Origin of the sequence: Mumia sp. Pv4-285 (assembly GCF_041320275.1) — a bacterium.
Lineage (GTDB): Bacteria > Actinomycetota > Actinomycetes > Propionibacteriales > Nocardioidaceae > Mumia > Mumia qirimensis.
This window is the reverse complement of record NZ_CP162023.1, coordinates 1,972,224-1,989,575: the sequence shown is the minus strand read 5'-3', so window position 1 is coordinate 1,989,575 and position 17,352 is coordinate 1,972,224. Positions and strand designations below refer to the sequence as shown.

Here is a 17,352-nt window from a genome sequence, read left to right as displayed (position 1 = left end):
GCCGCCGCGTCTGCCGGCGTGATGTGCACGGGGTTCGCGGGGTGTCAGCGGCCGCCTCTACTGTCGAACGCATGATCGAACAGGGCGTGTCATCGGCGCGGCCGGAGGGTGATCCCCCACCCGACGGCGGCTTCGCCGACGCGGTCCTCGACGCACTGCTCGAGCGCGTGGGCGAGGTCGTCGCCCACGCGCTCGCTGTCGTCGCCGACGCCCACGAGTCGCACCTCGCGGCAGGCGCCGCCGAGGTCGAGGTCATCGCGGCGTGCGAGTCCGTGGTCCGGATCGCCCAGGGCATCCAGCACGATGCCGTGTCGGCGCTCGAGCACCGGCGTGCAAGCACCGAGGCCGAGCCGGGCCCGGTGAGCGACCGCAACCGTGCTCGCTCGCTTCGCGCCGAGGTCGGCATGGCCCGCGGTGTCGGCAACGGTGCCGGACAGCACGCCCTCGATGTCGCGGTCGCGCTCCGCGAGCATCCGATGACCCACGCTCTCCTCCGCGACGGAGCGATCAGCGCCGCCGTTGCCGCTGCTGTCTGCGCGGAGACGGCGTCCCTCGATCGCCGCCTGCGTCGACGCGTCGACGAGCTCCTCGCGGCGAGCCTCGTCGGCATGTCCGTGCGCGAAGCCTCAGCAGCCGCGCGGCGCCACGTGCTCGCCCTGGACGCGGAGGGCGGTGCCGCTAGGGCTCAGGCCGCTCGGGCGACCCGGCACGTCCGTCTGCGCCGACTTCCCGACGCGATGGCGGAGCTGACGGTCAGGGCGCCTGCTGAGCACGCGATCAGCGCGTGGCGCCGCCTCCACCGCGACGCCGTCAGCAGCCCTGGGTCCCGGCTCGACCGGACGACGCGTCAGATCGCCGCCGACCTCGCGGTCGAGGCGCTCATCGGCGTCTCAGTGGGTGATCCCGACGGCTCCTCGCCCGTGCTCCCGGCCGAGGTCGGGCTCCTGATGCGGCCCGAGACGCTGTTCGGCAGCGAGGACACACCTGGCGTGCTGGACGGCTACGGGCCGATCCCCGCTGCCCTGTGTCGTCGCCTCGCCGGCAGGGAGGCGAGCTGGGTGCGCCGTCTGTTCACCGACGACCACGGTGATCCGCGCGATGCCGACGACCGTCGACGCCGCTTTCCCGCGCGCCTCGCGCGCCTTATCAGGACGACGGACGGCCAGTGCCTCCGCCCGTACTGCGACTGCGACATCACCGACATCGATCACGTCCACCGACACAGCAGCGGCGGACCGACAGCCGTCGTCAACGGCCAAGGTGCCTGCAGCCACGACAACCTGGTGAAGGAGACGCGCGGGTGGGCGGTGCGCACCTCCGCGAGCGGCCGCGACGACGCTGGCGACGGCGATCGCGCCGCTGCCGGCGCTGGGCTGCCCGACACGGTGACCTGGACGACGCCTACCGGCCACCACTACACGGCGCGGCGCCCCCACCGCGCCGGCCACGGTCCGACGCTGGTCGCCTATCGCGACCTCCACGACCGCAGCCCGATGGAGAGCCACCTTCACGACCTCGTCCGCGCCTACCGCCCCGAGCGGCAGTGAGCACCGTCCGATCCTTCCGCCCGAACGGCAGTGAGCACCAGGAGCGTGCCGGATCAGCGACGAGCGCAGCTGATCAGTACGCCGACGTCCTGCGCTGCGCTCGTCGTTCACGATTGTCGCGACGTCCGAGCCACCACGCCATCAAGACGCCGGCCACGGCGCCCATCAGATGTCCCTCCCACGAGATGCCGGCTTGCCCGGGGAGGACGCCTCCGACGATCCCGCCGTACATCACCGCCACGACGACCGCCACGAGGACAGAGATGATCCGACGCGTGACTATCCCCCAGAAGACGAGGAAGGCCGCGTAGCCGTAGACAAGGCCGCTCGCTCCGATGTGGATCGTGTACGGCGCCCCGATCAGCCAGGTGCCGAGCCCGCCGATGAGGACGATGCCGAGCGTGGCGGGCCAGAACCGTGACGGCGCGGTGTACGACAGAAGGATCCCGAGAACAAGGAACGCCGTGGTGTTGGCGATCAGGTGGTCGAACCCGCCGTGCAGGAACGGCGCGGCCGCGATCCCGTACAAGCCGTCAGCGTCTCGCGGTCGGATGCCGTGCTGGTCGAGCACCACCCCCGGGAGCGCGTCGACGATCTCGAGCAGCCACATGGCACCGAGCATGACGAGCACGGGAATCGTGGGCCCCAGGTACGACCGACGTGCGGGCGTGCTCGTCGTGGACATGCCCACAGCGTATCGGCGTCCCGCAACCACCGGCGCTCACGAACCACCCCCACCCGCGACGCCGCTACGCTGCGACCCTCACGGCACCTCACCTCCGACACGTCACGTGGACGCCGCCCGCCGTCCATGACGAGGACACCGTCAGGTCGCCCTGCCGCACGACTGTGGTTCCGCTCATGCACCCGAACCCAGGAGCTCTCGTGGCCCGTCCGCTACCTCGCAACCGACCGCTGCCTCAGAACCATCCGTTCCCCCACGCCCGTCCTCGCGCAGCGGTCCTGGCCACTGCCGCCGTCGTCGGTGCACTCGGCCTGGCAGCCACGCTCCCTGCCGCGGCGACCACCGACCGCTCGCCAAAGTCGCGGCCGGTGACCGCGACCGTCGAGACACGATCAGTCTTCGACGACGACGCAGGCGGCAACGCCGACGCCGACGACCCGGCCATCTGGGTTGCACCTCGTGACCGTTCCAAGAGCCTCGTTCTCGGCACCCTCAAGAACGGCGGCCTCGACGCCTACGACCTGCGCGGCCGACTCGTCGAGCACGTCGACGCACCGGTCGCGCCTGGCGACGATCTGGAGTCCAGCCGGTTCAACAACGTCGACATCGCGACCGGCGTCCGCATCAGCGGGGAGCGGAAGGACATCGCTGTCGTCACGGACCGCGGCCGCGACCGCCTGCGCTTCTACACCATCGACGGATCGGGCATCCGCCGGGGCGACGTCCTCCGAGACATCACCGCCTCCGGGGCACCCCGCCTGTTCTCACCCGACGAGGCCTCCGTCGAGGAGCAGGCCACCGGGTACGGGCTCACCGTGCGCCCGGATCCACGCGGCGGCCTCCCGTACGTGGTCGTCAGCCAGCGCCATCGCACCACCGTGGGTCTGTTCCGCGTAGTCGTGACGTCGAGCGGCACGATCACGTACCGGGCCGTCGACGACGTCGTGCTCCCCACGACGTTCCCGCTTGCGGGGGGTGGGTCGTGGACCCCGTGCGGTGAGCCCGGCGAAGCACCGCAGGTCGAAGGCATGGTCGTGGATATCAAGTCCGACGTTCTGTACGCCGCTCAGGAGGACGTCGGCGTCTGGCGCGTCCCGATGGGCCGTGACGGACTGGGCAAGCCCGACCTCGTCGAGCGGGTCCGGGAGTTCGGTGCACCAGCGGCGTACGACCCCGAGACCGAGGAGTGCACGACCACCGGCACGTCGCCGGCCAGCGGCGAGCACCTGACCGCCGACGCCGAGGGCCTCACCATCGCGTACGGCCGCAACGGTGAGCGGACGTTGATCGCCTCGAGCCAGGGCGACAGCACGTTCTCGCGCTTCCGGATCGAGCGAGGCTGGCGCTACGTCGACACCTTCGCGGTCGTCGACTCCGCAGCATCCGACGGGGTCCAGCACAGTGATGGTGCTGCCGTCGTCACGACGCCGCTCGGCCGCGAGTATCCCCGAGGCCTACTGGTCACCCACGACGGCGAGAACGCGCCCGACATCACTGGCACCGACGGCGAGGTGCGAGTGAGCACGAACTTCAAGCTCGTCGACCTCGGCAAGGTCGGCCGGTTCTGACGGACGTCACGCACGAGCGCCGCGTACGGAGTCCCGTACGCGGCGCTCGTCGCGTTCGTGGCGCAGGCTCAGTCGAGGTAGTCGCGCAGGCTCAGTCGAGGTAGTCGCGCAGGACCTGCGAGCGCGACGGGTGACGCAGCTTGCTCATCGTCTTCGACTCGATCTGGCGGATCCGCTCACGGGTCACGCCGTAGACCTTGCCGATCTCGTCGAGCGTCTTGGGCTGGCCGTCGGTCAGACCGAAGCGCATCGACACCACGCCCGCCTCGCGCTCGGAGAGCGTGTCGAGGACCGCGTGGAGCTGCTCCTGCAGGAGCGTGAAGGAGACGGCGTCAGCCGGGACGATCGCTTCGGAGTCCTCGATGAGGTCGCCGAACTCGGAGTCGCCGTCCTCGCCGAGCGGCGTGTGGAGGCTGATCGGCTCGCGACCGTACTTCTGGACCTCGACGACCTTCTCCGGGGTCATGTCGAGCTCCTCCGGAGTGGGCTCGCGACCCAGGTCCTGCAGCATCTGACGCTGGACCCGAGCGAGCTTGTTGATGACCTCGACCATGTGGACCGGGATGCGGATGGTGCGGGCCTGGTCGGCCATGGCGCGGGTGATCGCCTGACGGATCCACCACGTCGCGTAGGTCGAGAACTTGAAGCCCTTGGTGTAGTCGAACTTCTCGACCGCACGGATCAGACCGAGGTTGCCTTCCTGGATGAGGTCCAGGAACAGCATCCCGCGGCCGGTGTAGCGCTTGGCCAGCGACACGACGAGTCGCAGGTTGGCCTCGAGCAGGTGGTTCTTGGCGCGGCGGCCGTCCTCGACGATCCACTCGAGCTCTTCGCGCATCGACTCCGAGAGCCGCTTGGCGGTGGCGAGCTGCTCCTCGGCGAAGAGACCGGCTTCGATCCGCTTCGCGAGCTCGACCTCCTGGCCGGCGTTGAGCAGCGAGACCTTGCCGATCTGCTTGAGGTAGTCCTTGACCGGGTCGGCGGTCGCACCGGCGACGGTGACCTGCTGCGCCGGCTCGTCGGTCTCGTCGGCCGCGGAGATCGTGAAGCCGGTGGCCTCGTCCTCCTTGAGCGTCGGATCAGTCTTGAGATCCTTCTCGAAGACCTCGTCGGAGATGTCCGGAAGAACCTTCTTGCCGTTCTCGTCGACGATGATCGCGCCGGCGGTGACGTCGACCTCGGCGGTCGTGCCAGCGGCCTTCTTGGCGGCCGTCTTCTTGGCCGCGGCCTTCTTGGCGGGCGCGGCCGCCTTCTTCGCAGGTGCCGCTGCCTTCTTGGCAGGAGCGGCCTTGGCGGTGGCCTTCTTCGCCGCGCCCTGGGCGGTCGAGGCCTTCACCGTGGTTCGGGGGGCTGCTGCCTCCGCGAGGACCGTCTTACGTGCTCCACTGTCGGGCGCTGAAACCACGAGGTGACTCCCTTGGGGTGCTTGGACCAGAAGGTCGCTGCAGGCGTTCGAGGGCGCGATCAACCGGCCTCCCGTCAACCGCGGCACCGTCCAGTGTGCCACGCGCTCGGGACGAACCACGAACCACCCGGCCATCGAATTCGGACCGTGACCGAAACGCGACCTTTGTCCTTCGTCAGCCCAACGTTACGCCCCTGCGAGGTCGTCAGCTCGTCGCCTTGACCGCGAGCACCGGGCACGTCGCGTCCAGCAGGACCCGCTGCGCGTTGCTGCCCAGGATGAGCTTGCCGACGGGCGACCTGCGACGGAGACCGATCACGATGAACTCGGCCCCCACCTCGTCGGCGACCTTGATCAGGTCGTCAGCGGGATCCATGCCTCGCACGAGCTGGCGTACCTCGGACTCGACACCCGAGTCCGCGAGCCGGCCGCGGACCTCAGCGAGCTGCTCCTCGGTCTTGACGGCATCCTCGTCGTCGAAGTCGCGTCCACCGCGGTGGGAGTTCACCACGACGAGCTGTGCTCCCCTGAGCTTCGCCTCCTCCACGGCACGCGCCAGCGCAGCGTGACCCTCGGGCTTGGGGACGTAACCCACGACGATCGTGCCCATCCTCGACCTCCAGCTTCTCGATGATCTCGACGGATCCGACAGTATCCCTGTTCGAGCGTCCTCGATACCCGGCACCCACACCGGTCCGACATCGCGGTGTGCGCTGTGGAAGCCACAGCGGTGGACGGTCTCCGGGGACCACTGTGGAGTCATGACGCGACGAGACAACTCTCTGCCGCCACGGCTGACCCTGGAACCCTCTGTTCGGCCTCCCTCTGCGAGCGTGCGTGCGCTCGCCGATGCGCTGGTCGAACGCTGGATCGCCCGCGGCGCCGGTCCGGGCGTCGACCCGTGGCTGTCGCTCTGGTCGTACGACTTCGCGTCTGCACGGCTGCTGGGCGACTGGTCAGGTCCCGCTCGCTCGGCACACCGTCTCGACGCCTGGGCCCGCACGGAGGTGCTGCGACGCCTCGCCCGCACCTCGGGCCCCCTCTCTGCGCCCGGTGGAGCGATCGGAACAGTGCTCGCGTGGGGCCGGACCGGCCGCCCGGAGATCAGGTCGGACGACCTCGCCTGGTTCGCCGCAGTGCGCGCGACGGCGACCGGTCAGGACGCGGAGCACGCGGAGCACGCGGAGCAGACAGAGCACGCGGAGCACGCGGAGCAGGCAGACGACGTCCGGCGCGAGTCACCGACCGTGCTGGTCGTGTCCCGTGGCGGCTGGGTCAGCGTCCCGGACGGCATCGTCGGGCGTTCACGCAGCACCCGAGCGAGCACGCGAGCGGGTTCGCGCAGAAACTGACCCCTCGCGAACACCTGACCGCCGCTCGCGACGATCAGTCCCAGGTGTGGACCGGCTCGTTGCTGTGCATGCGCTCGCGGTAGTCGAGCGTCATCGCACGCAGGGCCTCGGCGCGGTCGGTGCCGGCATGCTCGTACAGCGCTCGGAACCGGTCGATCTGCCACGTCGCACCGTTGCGGCCGGTCAGGCAACGCTGCTCGATGATCCCGAGGTACTTGTCGCGGTCGGTGCTGTCGACACCGAGCGAGTGGAGCCCGTCGGCCGCCATCGGCAGGAGCTTGCGGAGCACGAGCTCGGAGACACCGACCGTGCCGATCCCCGGCCAGTAGATCGAGGCTCCGATGCCGTCCTTGGCAGCCGCCGTGAAGTTCTCCTCGGCAGCGCTGAAGGACATCTGCGTCCACAACGGGCGGTCGGCGTCCACCAGCGCCTTGACCAGGCCGAAGTAGTACGCGGCGTTGGCGACCGTGTCGATCACCGTGGGGCCGGCCGGGAGGACCCGGTTCTCGACGCGGACGTGCGGCCGATCACCGACGACGTCGTAGATCGGCCGGTTCCACCGGTAGATCGTGCCGTTGTGCAGCCGCAGCTCGGCCAACGACGGCGTGTCACCGGCTGCGAGCACCACCTCGGGGTCCTCGTCCTCGAGCACCGGGAGCAGCGCCGGGAAGTAGCGGACGTTCTCCTCGAAGAGGTCGAAGATCGACGTGATCCATCGCTCGCCGAACCACACTCGCGGACGCACACCCTGCGCCTTCAGCTCGTCGGACCGGGTGTCGGTCGCCTGCTCGAACAACGGGATGCGGGTCTCGTGCCACAGCTGCTTGCCCATGAGGAACGGCGAGTTGGCGCCGATCGCCAGCTGGGTCGACGCGATGGTCTGGGATGCGTTCCAGTAGGCGGCGAACTCCGAAGGACTAACCTGCAGGTGGAGCTGCACGCTCGTGCAGGCAGCCTCGGGCATGATCGACTCGGACGTCGTCGACAGGCGCTCGGCACCGGAGATGTTGATCGCGATGTCCTCGCCGCGTGCGGCCAGCACCTGCTCCGACAGCAACGCGTAGCGGGGGTTCGCCGAGATCGTCGATGCCGTCATGTGCCCCGCCTTCAGGGTCGGCAGGATCCCGATCATCAGGAGGTTCACGCCGACGGAGCGCGCGCTCGCGTCCGCGTGGTTGAGGTCGTCGCGGATCGTCTTCTCGTACCGGCTCAGCCCCTCGCCGTCGAGGGCTCGTGGATCGATGTTGATCTCGATGTTGAACTGCCCGAGCTCGGTCTGGAAGTCGTCGTCGGCGATCGCCTCGAGGACCACCTCGTTGCGGAGCGCGGGCATGCCCTCGTCGTCGATCAGGTTGAGCTCGATCTCGACCCCGGTCATCGGCCGCGCAGCGTCGAACGTGGCGTCGCGAAGCATCCGGGAGAAGACGTCGAGGCTCTGGCGTATCTTCGCCCGGAACGCCGTGCGGTCCTCGCGGGTGAATACCTGCGGATCGACCTCTTGCCCCATCGTGTGCCCCTCTCGCCTGCGCCGCTCCGGCCCGGGCGACTCCAGACTAGGAGAGTCCGGGCACTGTCCGCAGGACGTCGTCCTCGCCGATCCCCTGCCACGCTCGCGGATCGAGGCAACCCGTCAGTGTCGTCTGGACCAGGCCGGCCATCGAATAGCCGGGTGCCACCTCCGCGACCCGGTCGAGCGCGCACTGTGCCTGTGCCCCGTCCCCCGACAACCATGCAGAGAACGCCGCCAGCGTCAGCGGGGCGGCCTGGAACGGTGCGACGGCGCTCACGCCCACCTCCCGCCAGGTCGCGAGGCTCACTGCAGCGTTGCTGTGCGTGATGCGCGACCAGAGCACGTCGCGGACCACGATCAGCGACGTCCACACCGCCAGGGCGGCCTTGTCGGGGATCGACAGCACCACCCCGTCGGCGACCGCGAGTCCGTCGAGCCGCTCGACGATCGGACGCACGCGATCGAGGCCCCGCCGCAGGAGGTCGGGGTCGCGCTGAGCCGGCAGGCAGGAGCGCCTGCGGCCGAGCGCTGCGGCCTCGCGCGCCGTCGCCCGCTCGGCCTCACGACGCGCCGGGCCGGTGACGGCGGCGTACCGGCGGACGAGGTCGTCCCGGCTCGGGAGCACCTCGAGCCCGCGGTAGACGGCCTCGGCGAGCATCGGCGACGACGCCACGTCGCACGGGACACCTTCAGGTGCACAGCACTCCGGGTCGGTGCACGAGTAGGAGAAGTAGTGCGTGCCGTCGTAGCGGACGGCCTCGACCACCCGCACACCCTCAGCGGTGAGCCCTTCGGTCATGGCGTCGACGACGGCACGGGCCTCGTGGTCTCGACCCTCCTCGGCGAAGGCGATCAGGACGACCGCCTCGGGCTCCTGGGCGACGAGGTAGCCCACGAGCGAGCGGGCAGCCGCCTCGGCCTCGACGACGGGCGGCAGGTCGGTGCGGAGCCGAAACCCGGCACGCCCGGACGGTCCGTCGAGGCAGAGTGCGACCAGCGAGTCGTGGGGATGGAACCCGAAGAGGGCGGGGACCACCCCGATCAGGTCGGACAGTGTGCGTGCGCGCAGGAGATCGGTCATGAGGACAAGGTGGGTCCTGGCCGTGGGCCGTGACGGTCGCCGAGACGTCCCTGGGGACGAGCAGGTCTGTGGACGAAGTCAGAATGGACTCATGCGCCGCCAGGCCACCGTCCTCCATCTCGACCTCGACGCGTTCTTCGCCGCCGTCGAGCAGCGCGACAAGCCGTCGCTGCGGGGCAAGCCGGTGGTCGTCGGCGGGCTCGGCGCCCGCGGTGTCGTGTCGACCGCCTCGTACGAAGCACGGGAGTACGGCGTCCGTTCCGCCATGCGTACGGCCGAGGCGCGGGCACGCTGCCCCCACGCGGCGTACCTGTCCGGGCGCTTCGACGCCTACCGTGCAGCAAGCCGCGTCGTCATGGGCCGACTGCGTGAGATCTCCCCGCTGGTCGAACCGCTGTCGTTGGACGAGGCGTTCGTCGACCTCGCAGCCGGCGAGACCACCCGCGACCTCGACCTGGAACGCATCCGCCTGCTGGCGGAGCAGGTCCGCGGCGACGTCGCCGAGCGCACCGGCGGGTTGACCGCATCCGTCGGCATCGCGTCGTCGAAGTTCCTCGCCAAGATCGCGAGCGAGCTCGCCAAGCCGGACGGCGTGCACGTCGTGACCCCTGGCACCGAGCTGGAGGTCCTCGCACCGCTCTCGGTGCGCGCGATCCCCGGTGTCGGACCCGTCACCGCGGAGCGGCTCCGTCGCCTGGGGGTCCACACCGTGGCTGATCTCCGCGGACTCGACCTGCCCGACCTGACCTCTCTGCTCGGGTCCGCGTACGGCACCTCGCTGCACGCGCTCGCCCGAGGCGAGGACCACCGGGCGGTCGTCGCCGAGCGCGAGACGAAGTCCCTCAGCGTCGAGGACACCTTCGAGACCGACATCACCGACCGCCGGATCCTCGCCGACGTCGCCACGATGATGAGCCGCCGCGTCTCCGAGCGACTCCGAGGCAACGGCATGTCCGGGCGTACGGTCACCCTCAAGATCCGGCACCACGACTTCGAGACCCACACACGGTCCGCGACCCTGGCCGGACCCACCGACGACGCACGAGTCATCGCGCGCACCGCGACCGGGCTCCTCGCCGAGATCGACACGTCGTCGGGCATCCGGCTGCTGGGCGTCGGCATGTCGGGCATGGCCGACTGGGTGCAGGACGACCTGTTCGCCCCGGACGACGACGACCCGGCCGACGATGCCCCGGCCGACGACCACGCCGACCCGCGCGAGGCTGCCGGCGCGGACGACCGCCCCCCGAGCGGCGCCACGACGGCTGCGGGGGTCGACGCCGCCGCAGGCACGGGCGGGTCGACCCCTCGTACCCTCCGGGCCCGCCCGCGCTGGTCGCCGGGTGCCGACGTCGTCCACGCCGAGCACGGCCCCGGCTGGGTGTGGGGATCCGGCATCGGGCGCGTCACCGTGCGCTTCGAGACCCGCCACACCGGACCCGGACCGGTACGCACCTTCGACGCGGACGACCCGTCGTTGCGACCCGGTACGGTCGAGCCATGAGCACGTCTTCCGCTTCGCGGCCACCGGTCGCGCCGCGCCATCCGCAGGTCCGGACCCACCACGGTGACGATTTCGTCGACGACTACGAGTGGCTGCGGGACAAGGAGTCACCGGAGACCGTCGCCTATCTCGAGGCCGAGAACGCGTACGCCGCCGAGCGCACCGACCACCTCGCCTCGCTCCGCGACCGCCTCTTCGACGAGATCAAGTCGCGTGTGCTCGAGACGGACCTTTCCGTCCCCGTCCGCCGCGGTTCCTGGTGGTACTACGCGCGGACGTTCGAGGGCCGCGAGTACGCCGTCCACTGCCGGTGCCCGATCGCCGGCCCTGACGACTGGACGCCTCCTGAGCTCGACTCGGCCGTCGCGGTCGCCGGTGAGGAGGTCCTCCTCGACGGCAACGTGGAGGCCGACGGTCACGACTACTTCTCGCTGGGTGCCCTGAGCGTGAGCCGCGACGGGGCGCTCCTCGCCTACTCGGTCGACACCGCCGGTGACGAGCGCTTCACCCTGCGCGTCAAGGACCTCACGACCGGCGAGCTGCTCGACGACGAGGTCACCGACGTCTCGTACGGCGCCACCTGGTCGTTCGACGCCGGGCACCTCTACTACTCGACGGTCGACGACGCGTGGCGCCCCGACAAGGTCTGGCGCCACACGATCGGCACGCCGGCCGCGGACGACGAGCTCGTCTTCCACGAGACCGACGAGCGCTACTTCACCGGCATCGGCGCCACCCGCAGCGACCGCTACCTCGTGATCGCGTCCGGCTCGAAGATCACCACCGAGATCCGGGTGCTGGACGCGACCGATCCGACCGGCGAGTTCCGGGTGGTCGCGCCGCGCCGCGAAGGCATCGAGTACTCGGTGGACCACGTCGTGGTCGGCGGCGAGGACCGCTTCCTGATCCTCCACAACGACGGCGCCGTCAACTTCGAGCTGGCCAGCGCGCCCGTCGCCACGCCCGGGCCCGAGCACTGGCGTCCCGAGATCGCCCACCGTCCCGACACGCGTCTGGAGGATGTCGACGCGTTCGCCGGCTTCGTCGCCGTGAGCCTCCGTCGCGACGCCCTCAGCCAGGTCGCCGTCGTGCGCCTCGACCCCGCCGCGTCGCCTGGTGACCCGCTGGGCCGTCCCGAGCCCGTCGCCTTCGACGAGCCGCTCTACACCAGCGGCGTCGGCGCCAACCCGGAGTGGGAGCAACCTCTCGTTCGCCTCGGCTACACGTCGTTCGTGACGCCGGAGACGGTCTACGACTACGTCGTGGCGACGGGCGAGCTGCTGATGCGCAAGCAGCAGCCGGTCCTCGGAGGCTACGACCCGTCGGCGTACGAGCAGCACCGCCTGTGGGCGACCGCTCGTGACGGGGTCCGCGTGCCGGTCTCCGTCGTCGCACGCAAGGGCGTCTCCCTCGACGGCACCTCCCCTGCGCTGCTCTACGGCTACGGCGCGTACGAGGCGAGCATGGACCCGAGCTTCCGGGTGACGCGACTGCCGCTGCTCGACCGAGGCATCGTCTTCGCCGTCGCGCACGTCCGCGGCGGGGGCGAGATGGGGAGGGGCTGGTACGAGGACGGCCGCATGCTCCACAAGAAGAACACGTTCACCGACTTCGTCGACTGCGGCCGCCACCTGGTCGCCGAGGGCTGGACGTCCCACGACCGTCTCGTCGCCGAGGGCGGCTCGGCTGGGGGCCTGCTGATGGGTGCCGTCGCCAACGACGCTCCTCAGGACTACACCGGCGTCCTGGCGGTCGTCCCGTTCGTCGACGCGCTGACCTCGATCCTCGACCCGTCGTTGCCGCTGACCGTGATCGAGTGGGACGAGTGGGGTGACCCTCTGCACGACCCCGAGGTCTACGCCTACATGAAGTCCTACTCGCCGTACGAGAACGTCTCCGCCCAGGCCTACCCCAAGATCCTGGCGATCACGAGCATCAACGACACCCGCGTCCTCTACGTCGAGCCCGCCAAGTGGGTGGCGCGTCTGCGGGCGGTGGCCGACGCCGACGTGGTGCTCAAGACCGAGATGAGCGCCGGGCACGGTGGCGTCAGCGGACGGTACGAGGCCTGGAAGGAGCGCGCGTACGAGCTCGCGTGGGTCATCGACACGTCCGGCGCTCCTCACGACCTCGTCGGCGACTGAGACCGCGACTGTCAGTCTCCTGCGCGACGATGGCGACATGACACGCACGATCTACTACACGGCATCCAGTCTCGACGGATTCCTCGCCACCGAGGACCACTCGCTCGCGTGGTTGCTCTCGCAACCGGTGTCCGACGACCTGCAGGGCGAGATGGAGGAGCTGGGGACCCGCTTCGGAGCCCAGCTGATGGGATCGAGCACCTATCAGTGGCTGCTCGACCACGAAGCCCTGCTGGACCATCCTGAGAAGTGGGCCTACCCGGCCCCGACCTGGGTGATGACGCACCGTGAGCTGCCGGCGGTTCCCGGAGCCGACATCCGGTTCGCTCAAGGTCCCGTCAAGGACGTCCACACCGAGATGGTCGCCGCTGCTGGCGACAAGGACGTGTGGGTCGTCGGCGGCGGCGACCTGGCGGGTCAGCTCGCCGACGAGGGCCTCCTCGACGTCGTCGAGCTGTCGTACGCACCCGTGACGTTGGGCTCAGGAGCGCCCCTGCTACCCCGTCGTCTCGATCTCGACCTGCGTGAGGTGCGTCACGACGATCCGTTCGTGACAGCCCGATTCGAGGTCCGGAAGCCGTGATTTCCCGGGATTCGTGTGATCTGAGTTAAGAAAAACCTGAGACCGGCACCTTTAGCACGCTCCGTTCGTCTTTTCCAGTGCAGGACGGAATCGACCGGCGGCTGACCTTGTTGTACAGGTCGAGCCGAACACGAAGTAAGGAGCTGGTCTGCGTGACGACAGCAACCCAGGTGCGAGAGCGCGTCGATGGCCGAGACAGCGTCGGGATGTACCTCGACGAGATCTCGCGCACTCCGCTGCTCGACGCCGCCCGCGAGGTCGAGCTGAGCAAGACCATCGAAGCCGGTCTTCTCGCGAAGAACCTCCTCGCGGAGGGCCGCGTGGGTCGCAAGAAGGGCGGCGCCCCCAAGTCCGCCACCCAGGAGGAGCTCGAGTGGATGGCGGCCGAGGCCGACCGTGCCATCGACGAGTTCATCACCGCGAACCTCCGCCTGGTCGTCTCGATCGCCCGCAAGTACGGGCGCTCGCAGATGCCGCTGCTCGACCTCGTGCAGGAGGGCAACACCGGCCTCATCCGCGCGGTCGAGAAGTTCGACTACCTCAAGGGCTTCAAGTTCTCGACGTACGCCACGTGGTGGGTCCGCCAGGCCATCACCCGCGGCATCGCGCAGCAGGGTCGCGTCGTACGCCTTCCCGTCCACGTCGTCGAGGAGCTCAACCAGGTCGGTGCCGCACGGCGCAACCTGGAGCGCAAGCTCGGCTACGAGCCCGATCCCGCCGAGATCGCCGAGGAGCTCGGCATGGAGGTCGACCGTGTGCTCGACCTGATCTCGTGGGGCCGCGACCACGTCAGCCTCGACTCCCCCGTGGACGAGGACGGCGACACGTCGCTCGGTGACCTGGTCGCCCGCGAGACCCAGCCGGGCCCGGACCACGCGGTGCTCGACACCGAGTCGCGCGACCGCCTCTCGGGCCTCGTGGAGCACCTCGGCGAGCGCGAGGCCGACATCATCCGATGCCGGTACGGCCTCCTCGACGGCCGACAGCACAAGCTCGCCGACATCGGCAAGCGCCACGGCATCTCTGCGGAGCGGGTCCGTCAGCTCGAGCGGGAGTCGATCCAGCGCCTCCGCAAGATCGCTGACCCGGATCTGGCTGCCTGACGGAGCAGGTCCCGCACGACGAAGCACGTCCAGCAAGACCGACGGGCCGGTGCCCTTCGACCGACGAGGTCGAGGGCGCCGGCCCGTCGTCGTCCCTGGCGCAGCAGGGCTACGGCGGCGCGCGGTCTACCAGGGCGGGTCGTCGCCCATTTTCTCGTAGTAGCGCGCGACATGCGCCTTCACCCGATCGACCTCGTCTGAGGGGATGTCGACACCACTACGGGCGCCTTCCAGCACGCCCGCAGCGGCCATGAGGCCTCGGGGCACGGCGCGCATGTGCCCGTCCACCACGTCGGCGACCAGCATCTTGTAGGACGTGAAATTGTCCGGCGAGTCCCCGTCGTACCAGAGATGAGCGTCGCGGTACTTGTCGTTGGGCCCGTCCTCGGCGTCGGCCCAGGCGCGGACCCTCTTCTCGGCTGCTGCTCCGTCCCACTCGCGGTCACGGTCGGCCAGCGGCAGGTCCTGGAATCGTGTGACGGTCATTCCTCCACGCAACTACGGTCCGCCCCGACACGCCACCCGAGCCGGGCGCCGTCCCCCGCCGGCCCGCTCAGGTCGGCTGCGGGGCGAGCGCCGGGCGGAGCTCGTCGTACGCCCACGCCGCGAGCGTCGTGGGAGTCGTCGTCAGCGCGTCCCGCGTCTGTTCGGGCACGTAACCGTCGCGGAGTCCCGCAGACATTCCCACCACACCGCGCGCGGCACCCTCGGGGATCCCCACCGAGGTGAGCGCAGCCGCCAGCTCGTCGTCGCCGATCTGCTGGGCCGCCACCGGGTGCCCCGTGACCTCGGTGACCGTCCGGGCGACGTCGGCGAAGGAGAGGTCCTGAGGCCCGTGGACCCCCTGGACGCGCAGCCCCAACCAGGCTCCGCTGAGGAGATTTGCCGCCACCACGTCACCGACGTCGTGCGGGGCCACCCACGGGAGCGGCCGGTCCGGCGTCATCGCTGTTGTCAGGACACCCGCGCGCAGCGAGTCGAGGTCGTCGAGGAGGTTGGTGAAGAAGTATCCGCACCGCAGAGCGAGCAGGTCAGCGTCGGTCGCCCCGAGGATCTCCTCCGCCGCACCGAGTCCGTCGATCAGGCCGGCGCCCCGGCGGAGCTCCGCGCCGGCGCTGCTCTGGAGCACGACCCGCGAGATCGCGTGCCGGCTCACCGCAGCAGCGGCGTTCTCGGCGAGGGCGCGCGTCGAGGCGTTGGGGTCGTCGACGCTCAGGTCGGTGGGATCGACCCAGAACAGTGCGTCAACGCCTTCGGTCGCAGCAACGACGTAGTCCGGATCGTGGAGGTCACCCTCGCGAGGATCCACGTGCGGCAGCAGATCGGGGTCGAGGCGACCGGCGTCGCGGAGGAGGACGATCGGGCGTACGCCGGCCTGGACGAGGAGGCGCACCACCCGCGAACCCACGTGCCCGGTGGGTGTCGTGACAGCGATGGTGGTCATCCGGCAACGCTAACGCCGGCGGCTGACATCCTCGCCGCTCGACAACGAGGACCACAGGCTGTCGACAGCGTGCTCGAGGTCGTCGAGCGAGCCTGTGTTGTCGATCACCACGTCTGCGGCCTCCAGGCGCTGGTCGCGGGAAGCCTGCGCCGCGATCCTGCCCTCGGCCTCATCCCGAGACATGCCGCGCTTTGTGACCAGACGGTCGATCTGGGTCTCGACCGGCGCATCGACGACGACCACCACGTCGTACGCCGCGGCCTGGCCGGTCTCGACGAGCAGCGGGACGTCATGGACGACGACCGCGCCGTCGCCGGCTGCGGCCTCGAGCTCGGCTGCCCGAACCCGCACCTGTGGGTGGATGATCGCCTCGAGATCGCGCCGGGCCGAGGCGTCGGCGAAGACCAGCGCGCCGAGAGCGGGCCGGTCGAGCCGACCCTCCGCGTCGAGGACCTCGGCTCCGAACCGGTCGACGACCGCAGCCAGACCAGGCGTGCCCGGCTCGACGACCTCGCGTGCCAGCACGTCCGCATCGACCACGACGGCTCCGCGGGCTCGAAGCAGCGACGTCACCGCGCTCTTGCCGGCACCGATACCGCCGGTCAGTCCGACTCGTGTCATGCGGGCCGTCGGACCTCGCCCTCACGACCCACACGGTGGTCGGCCTGAAGACTCTCCGCTCGACCCCTCGTCGCGTCGTCGAGCGTGTCGATCTCGACGTCGGTCATCCGGGCGTAGTGCCGCATCAGGGTGCTGGCGACGTCGTCGACCTGGACGCCCGGGACCTCCTCAGCGACCGAGCCGACGGACTGCCGCCGGAACGGCAGCTCGAGCCGGTTGTGAATCACGGGAAGCGCCGACCGGAGCGTGGGCCCGTCACCGACGACGACGACGGCGCTGAAGAGCCAGGCTCCTCGCACGACCCGCTGCGCGGTCCCGACCAGCTTGGTGAGCCCGCCCGCGTTGATGCTGTATTCACCCGGGCAGTACTCACCGGGAACGGCGCCCACGCGTGCGTCCACTCCGAGCTCGGCGAGAACCGCCGTGATCAGCGCACCGTAGTCGCGAAAGCGGTCGCGCATGCCCGTGCCGGGGTCTGAGTCGGGGCTGACATGGTCGATGACGAGTGTCTTCTCGGTGTAGGCGGCGACACGACCACCGGCACCACGGACGATCGGCGCGAAGGCGAGAGCACGACATGCCTCCGCCGCCGAGGCGAACCCCGGGCGGCGGACGTCGGAGCGCCCGAAGGCCGCTGTCGGCGAACCGGGGACACTGATGCGCACCGTCGGACCGATCTTGCCCTCGCCCGCCTGGCGTAGCAGCGCATGCGCGATGGCCACGTCGGTGACCGGCTCGGAGTCCACCGGTTTGGGGTCGAGGATGAAGCGCACGAGGCAAGGCTACCGACCGTCCGCGACAGACG

General features: G+C 70.1%; 16 protein-coding genes. 7 read left to right on the top strand and 9 right to left on the bottom strand.

Features of this window, described 5'->3' with window-relative positions:
* Positions 1-71: 71 nt before the first annotated feature.
* A complete protein-coding gene (locus tag AB3M34_RS09580) occupies positions 72-1,547 on the top strand; it encodes an HNH endonuclease signature motif containing protein (protein WP_370619366.1) in 1,476 nt (491 codons plus the stop codon).
* A gap of 73 nt (positions 1,548-1,620) precedes the next feature.
* Here the strand turns inward: AB3M34_RS09580 and AB3M34_RS09575 are convergent, their stop codons facing one another.
* Positions 1,621-2,232 (bottom strand): rhomboid family intramembrane serine protease, encoded by a 612-nt coding sequence (locus AB3M34_RS09575; RefSeq protein ID WP_370619364.1) that lies wholly within the window; start codon positions 2,230-2,232, stop codon positions 1,621-1,623.
* Positions 2,233-2,432: 200 nt separating this feature from the next.
* On the opposite strand from AB3M34_RS09575, the gene AB3M34_RS09570 reads away from it, so the two are divergent.
* Positions 2,433-3,800 (top strand): phytase, encoded by a 1,368-nt coding sequence (locus AB3M34_RS09570; protein ID WP_370619362.1) that lies wholly within the window; start codon positions 2,433-2,435, stop codon positions 3,798-3,800.
* A gap of 91 nt (positions 3,801-3,891) precedes the next feature.
* Here the strand turns inward: AB3M34_RS09570 and AB3M34_RS09565 are convergent, their stop codons facing one another.
* Entirely contained in the window at positions 3,892-5,205 is a 1,314-nt protein-coding gene (locus tag AB3M34_RS09565; RefSeq protein ID WP_370619360.1) for an RNA polymerase sigma factor, read from the bottom strand.
* 205 nt (positions 5,206-5,410) lie between these two features.
* Positions 5,411-5,815 carry a universal stress protein gene (locus AB3M34_RS09560; protein ID WP_370619358.1) on the bottom strand — a complete coding sequence of 135 codons (405 nt, stop codon included), beginning with the start codon at positions 5,813-5,815 and terminating at the stop codon, positions 5,411-5,413.
* 223 nt (positions 5,816-6,038) lie between these two features.
* On the opposite strand from AB3M34_RS09560, the gene AB3M34_RS09555 reads away from it, so the two are divergent.
* The gene (locus tag AB3M34_RS09555; protein ID WP_370619356.1) at positions 6,039-6,557 is read left to right on the top strand and encodes a hypothetical protein; all 519 of its coding nucleotides are present in this window, start codon (positions 6,039-6,041) and stop codon (positions 6,555-6,557) included.
* Positions 6,558-6,591: 34 nt separating this feature from the next.
* On the opposite strand, the gene AB3M34_RS09550 is transcribed toward AB3M34_RS09555, so the two are convergent.
* Positions 6,592-8,064 (bottom strand): glutamate--cysteine ligase, encoded by a 1,473-nt coding sequence (locus tag AB3M34_RS09550; RefSeq protein WP_370619354.1) that lies wholly within the window; start codon positions 8,062-8,064, stop codon positions 6,592-6,594.
* Between the two features lie 46 nt (positions 8,065-8,110).
* Positions 8,111-9,148: a DUF4192 domain-containing protein gene (locus AB3M34_RS09545; RefSeq protein ID WP_370619352.1), complete on the bottom strand. Its 1,038-nt coding sequence runs from the start codon at positions 9,146-9,148 to the stop codon at positions 8,111-8,113.
* A gap of 91 nt (positions 9,149-9,239) precedes the next feature.
* Here AB3M34_RS09545 and AB3M34_RS09540 point away from each other — a divergent pair, with 91 nt between their 5' ends.
* From AB3M34_RS09540 to AB3M34_RS09525, 4 genes are all read left to right on the top strand, one after another.
* Positions 9,240-10,652, top strand: coding sequence for a DNA polymerase IV (locus AB3M34_RS09540; RefSeq protein WP_370619351.1), 1,413 nt, complete (start codon positions 9,240-9,242; stop codon positions 10,650-10,652).
* Positions 10,649-12,796 carry a S9 family peptidase gene (locus AB3M34_RS09535; protein ID WP_370619349.1) on the top strand — a complete coding sequence of 716 codons (2,148 nt, stop codon included), beginning with the start codon at positions 10,649-10,651 and terminating at the stop codon, positions 12,794-12,796. The genes AB3M34_RS09540 and AB3M34_RS09535 overlap by 4 nt, the downstream gene beginning before the upstream one ends.
* Positions 12,797-12,833: 37 nt before the next feature.
* Positions 12,834-13,379 carry a dihydrofolate reductase family protein gene (locus AB3M34_RS09530; protein WP_370619348.1) on the top strand — a complete coding sequence of 182 codons (546 nt, stop codon included), beginning with the start codon at positions 12,834-12,836 and terminating at the stop codon, positions 13,377-13,379.
* Between the two features lie 152 nt (positions 13,380-13,531).
* Entirely contained in the window at positions 13,532-14,482 is a 951-nt protein-coding gene (locus AB3M34_RS09525; protein ID WP_370619346.1) for a sigma-70 family RNA polymerase sigma factor, read from the top strand.
* Between the two features lie 126 nt (positions 14,483-14,608).
* Here the strand turns inward: AB3M34_RS09525 and AB3M34_RS09520 are convergent, their stop codons facing one another.
* The 4 genes from AB3M34_RS09520 to AB3M34_RS09505 form a co-directional block, all read right to left on the bottom strand.
* Positions 14,609-14,968 carry a hypothetical protein gene (locus tag AB3M34_RS09520; protein ID WP_370619344.1) on the bottom strand — a complete coding sequence of 120 codons (360 nt, stop codon included), beginning with the start codon at positions 14,966-14,968 and terminating at the stop codon, positions 14,609-14,611.
* A gap of 67 nt (positions 14,969-15,035) precedes the next feature.
* Positions 15,036-15,926: an NAD(P)H-binding protein gene (locus AB3M34_RS09515; RefSeq protein WP_370619342.1), complete on the bottom strand. Its 891-nt coding sequence runs from the start codon at positions 15,924-15,926 to the stop codon at positions 15,036-15,038.
* A 9-nt stretch (positions 15,927-15,935) separates the two neighbouring features.
* The gene (coaE, locus tag AB3M34_RS09510) at positions 15,936-16,547 is read right to left on the bottom strand and encodes a dephospho-CoA kinase (protein WP_370619341.1); all 612 of its coding nucleotides are present in this window, start codon (positions 16,545-16,547) and stop codon (positions 15,936-15,938) included.
* Positions 16,544-17,320 (bottom strand): lipoate--protein ligase family protein, encoded by a 777-nt coding sequence (locus tag AB3M34_RS09505; protein ID WP_370619339.1) that lies wholly within the window; start codon positions 17,318-17,320, stop codon positions 16,544-16,546. The genes coaE and AB3M34_RS09505 overlap by 4 nt, the downstream gene beginning before the upstream one ends.
* Positions 17,321-17,352 lie beyond the last annotated feature (32 nt).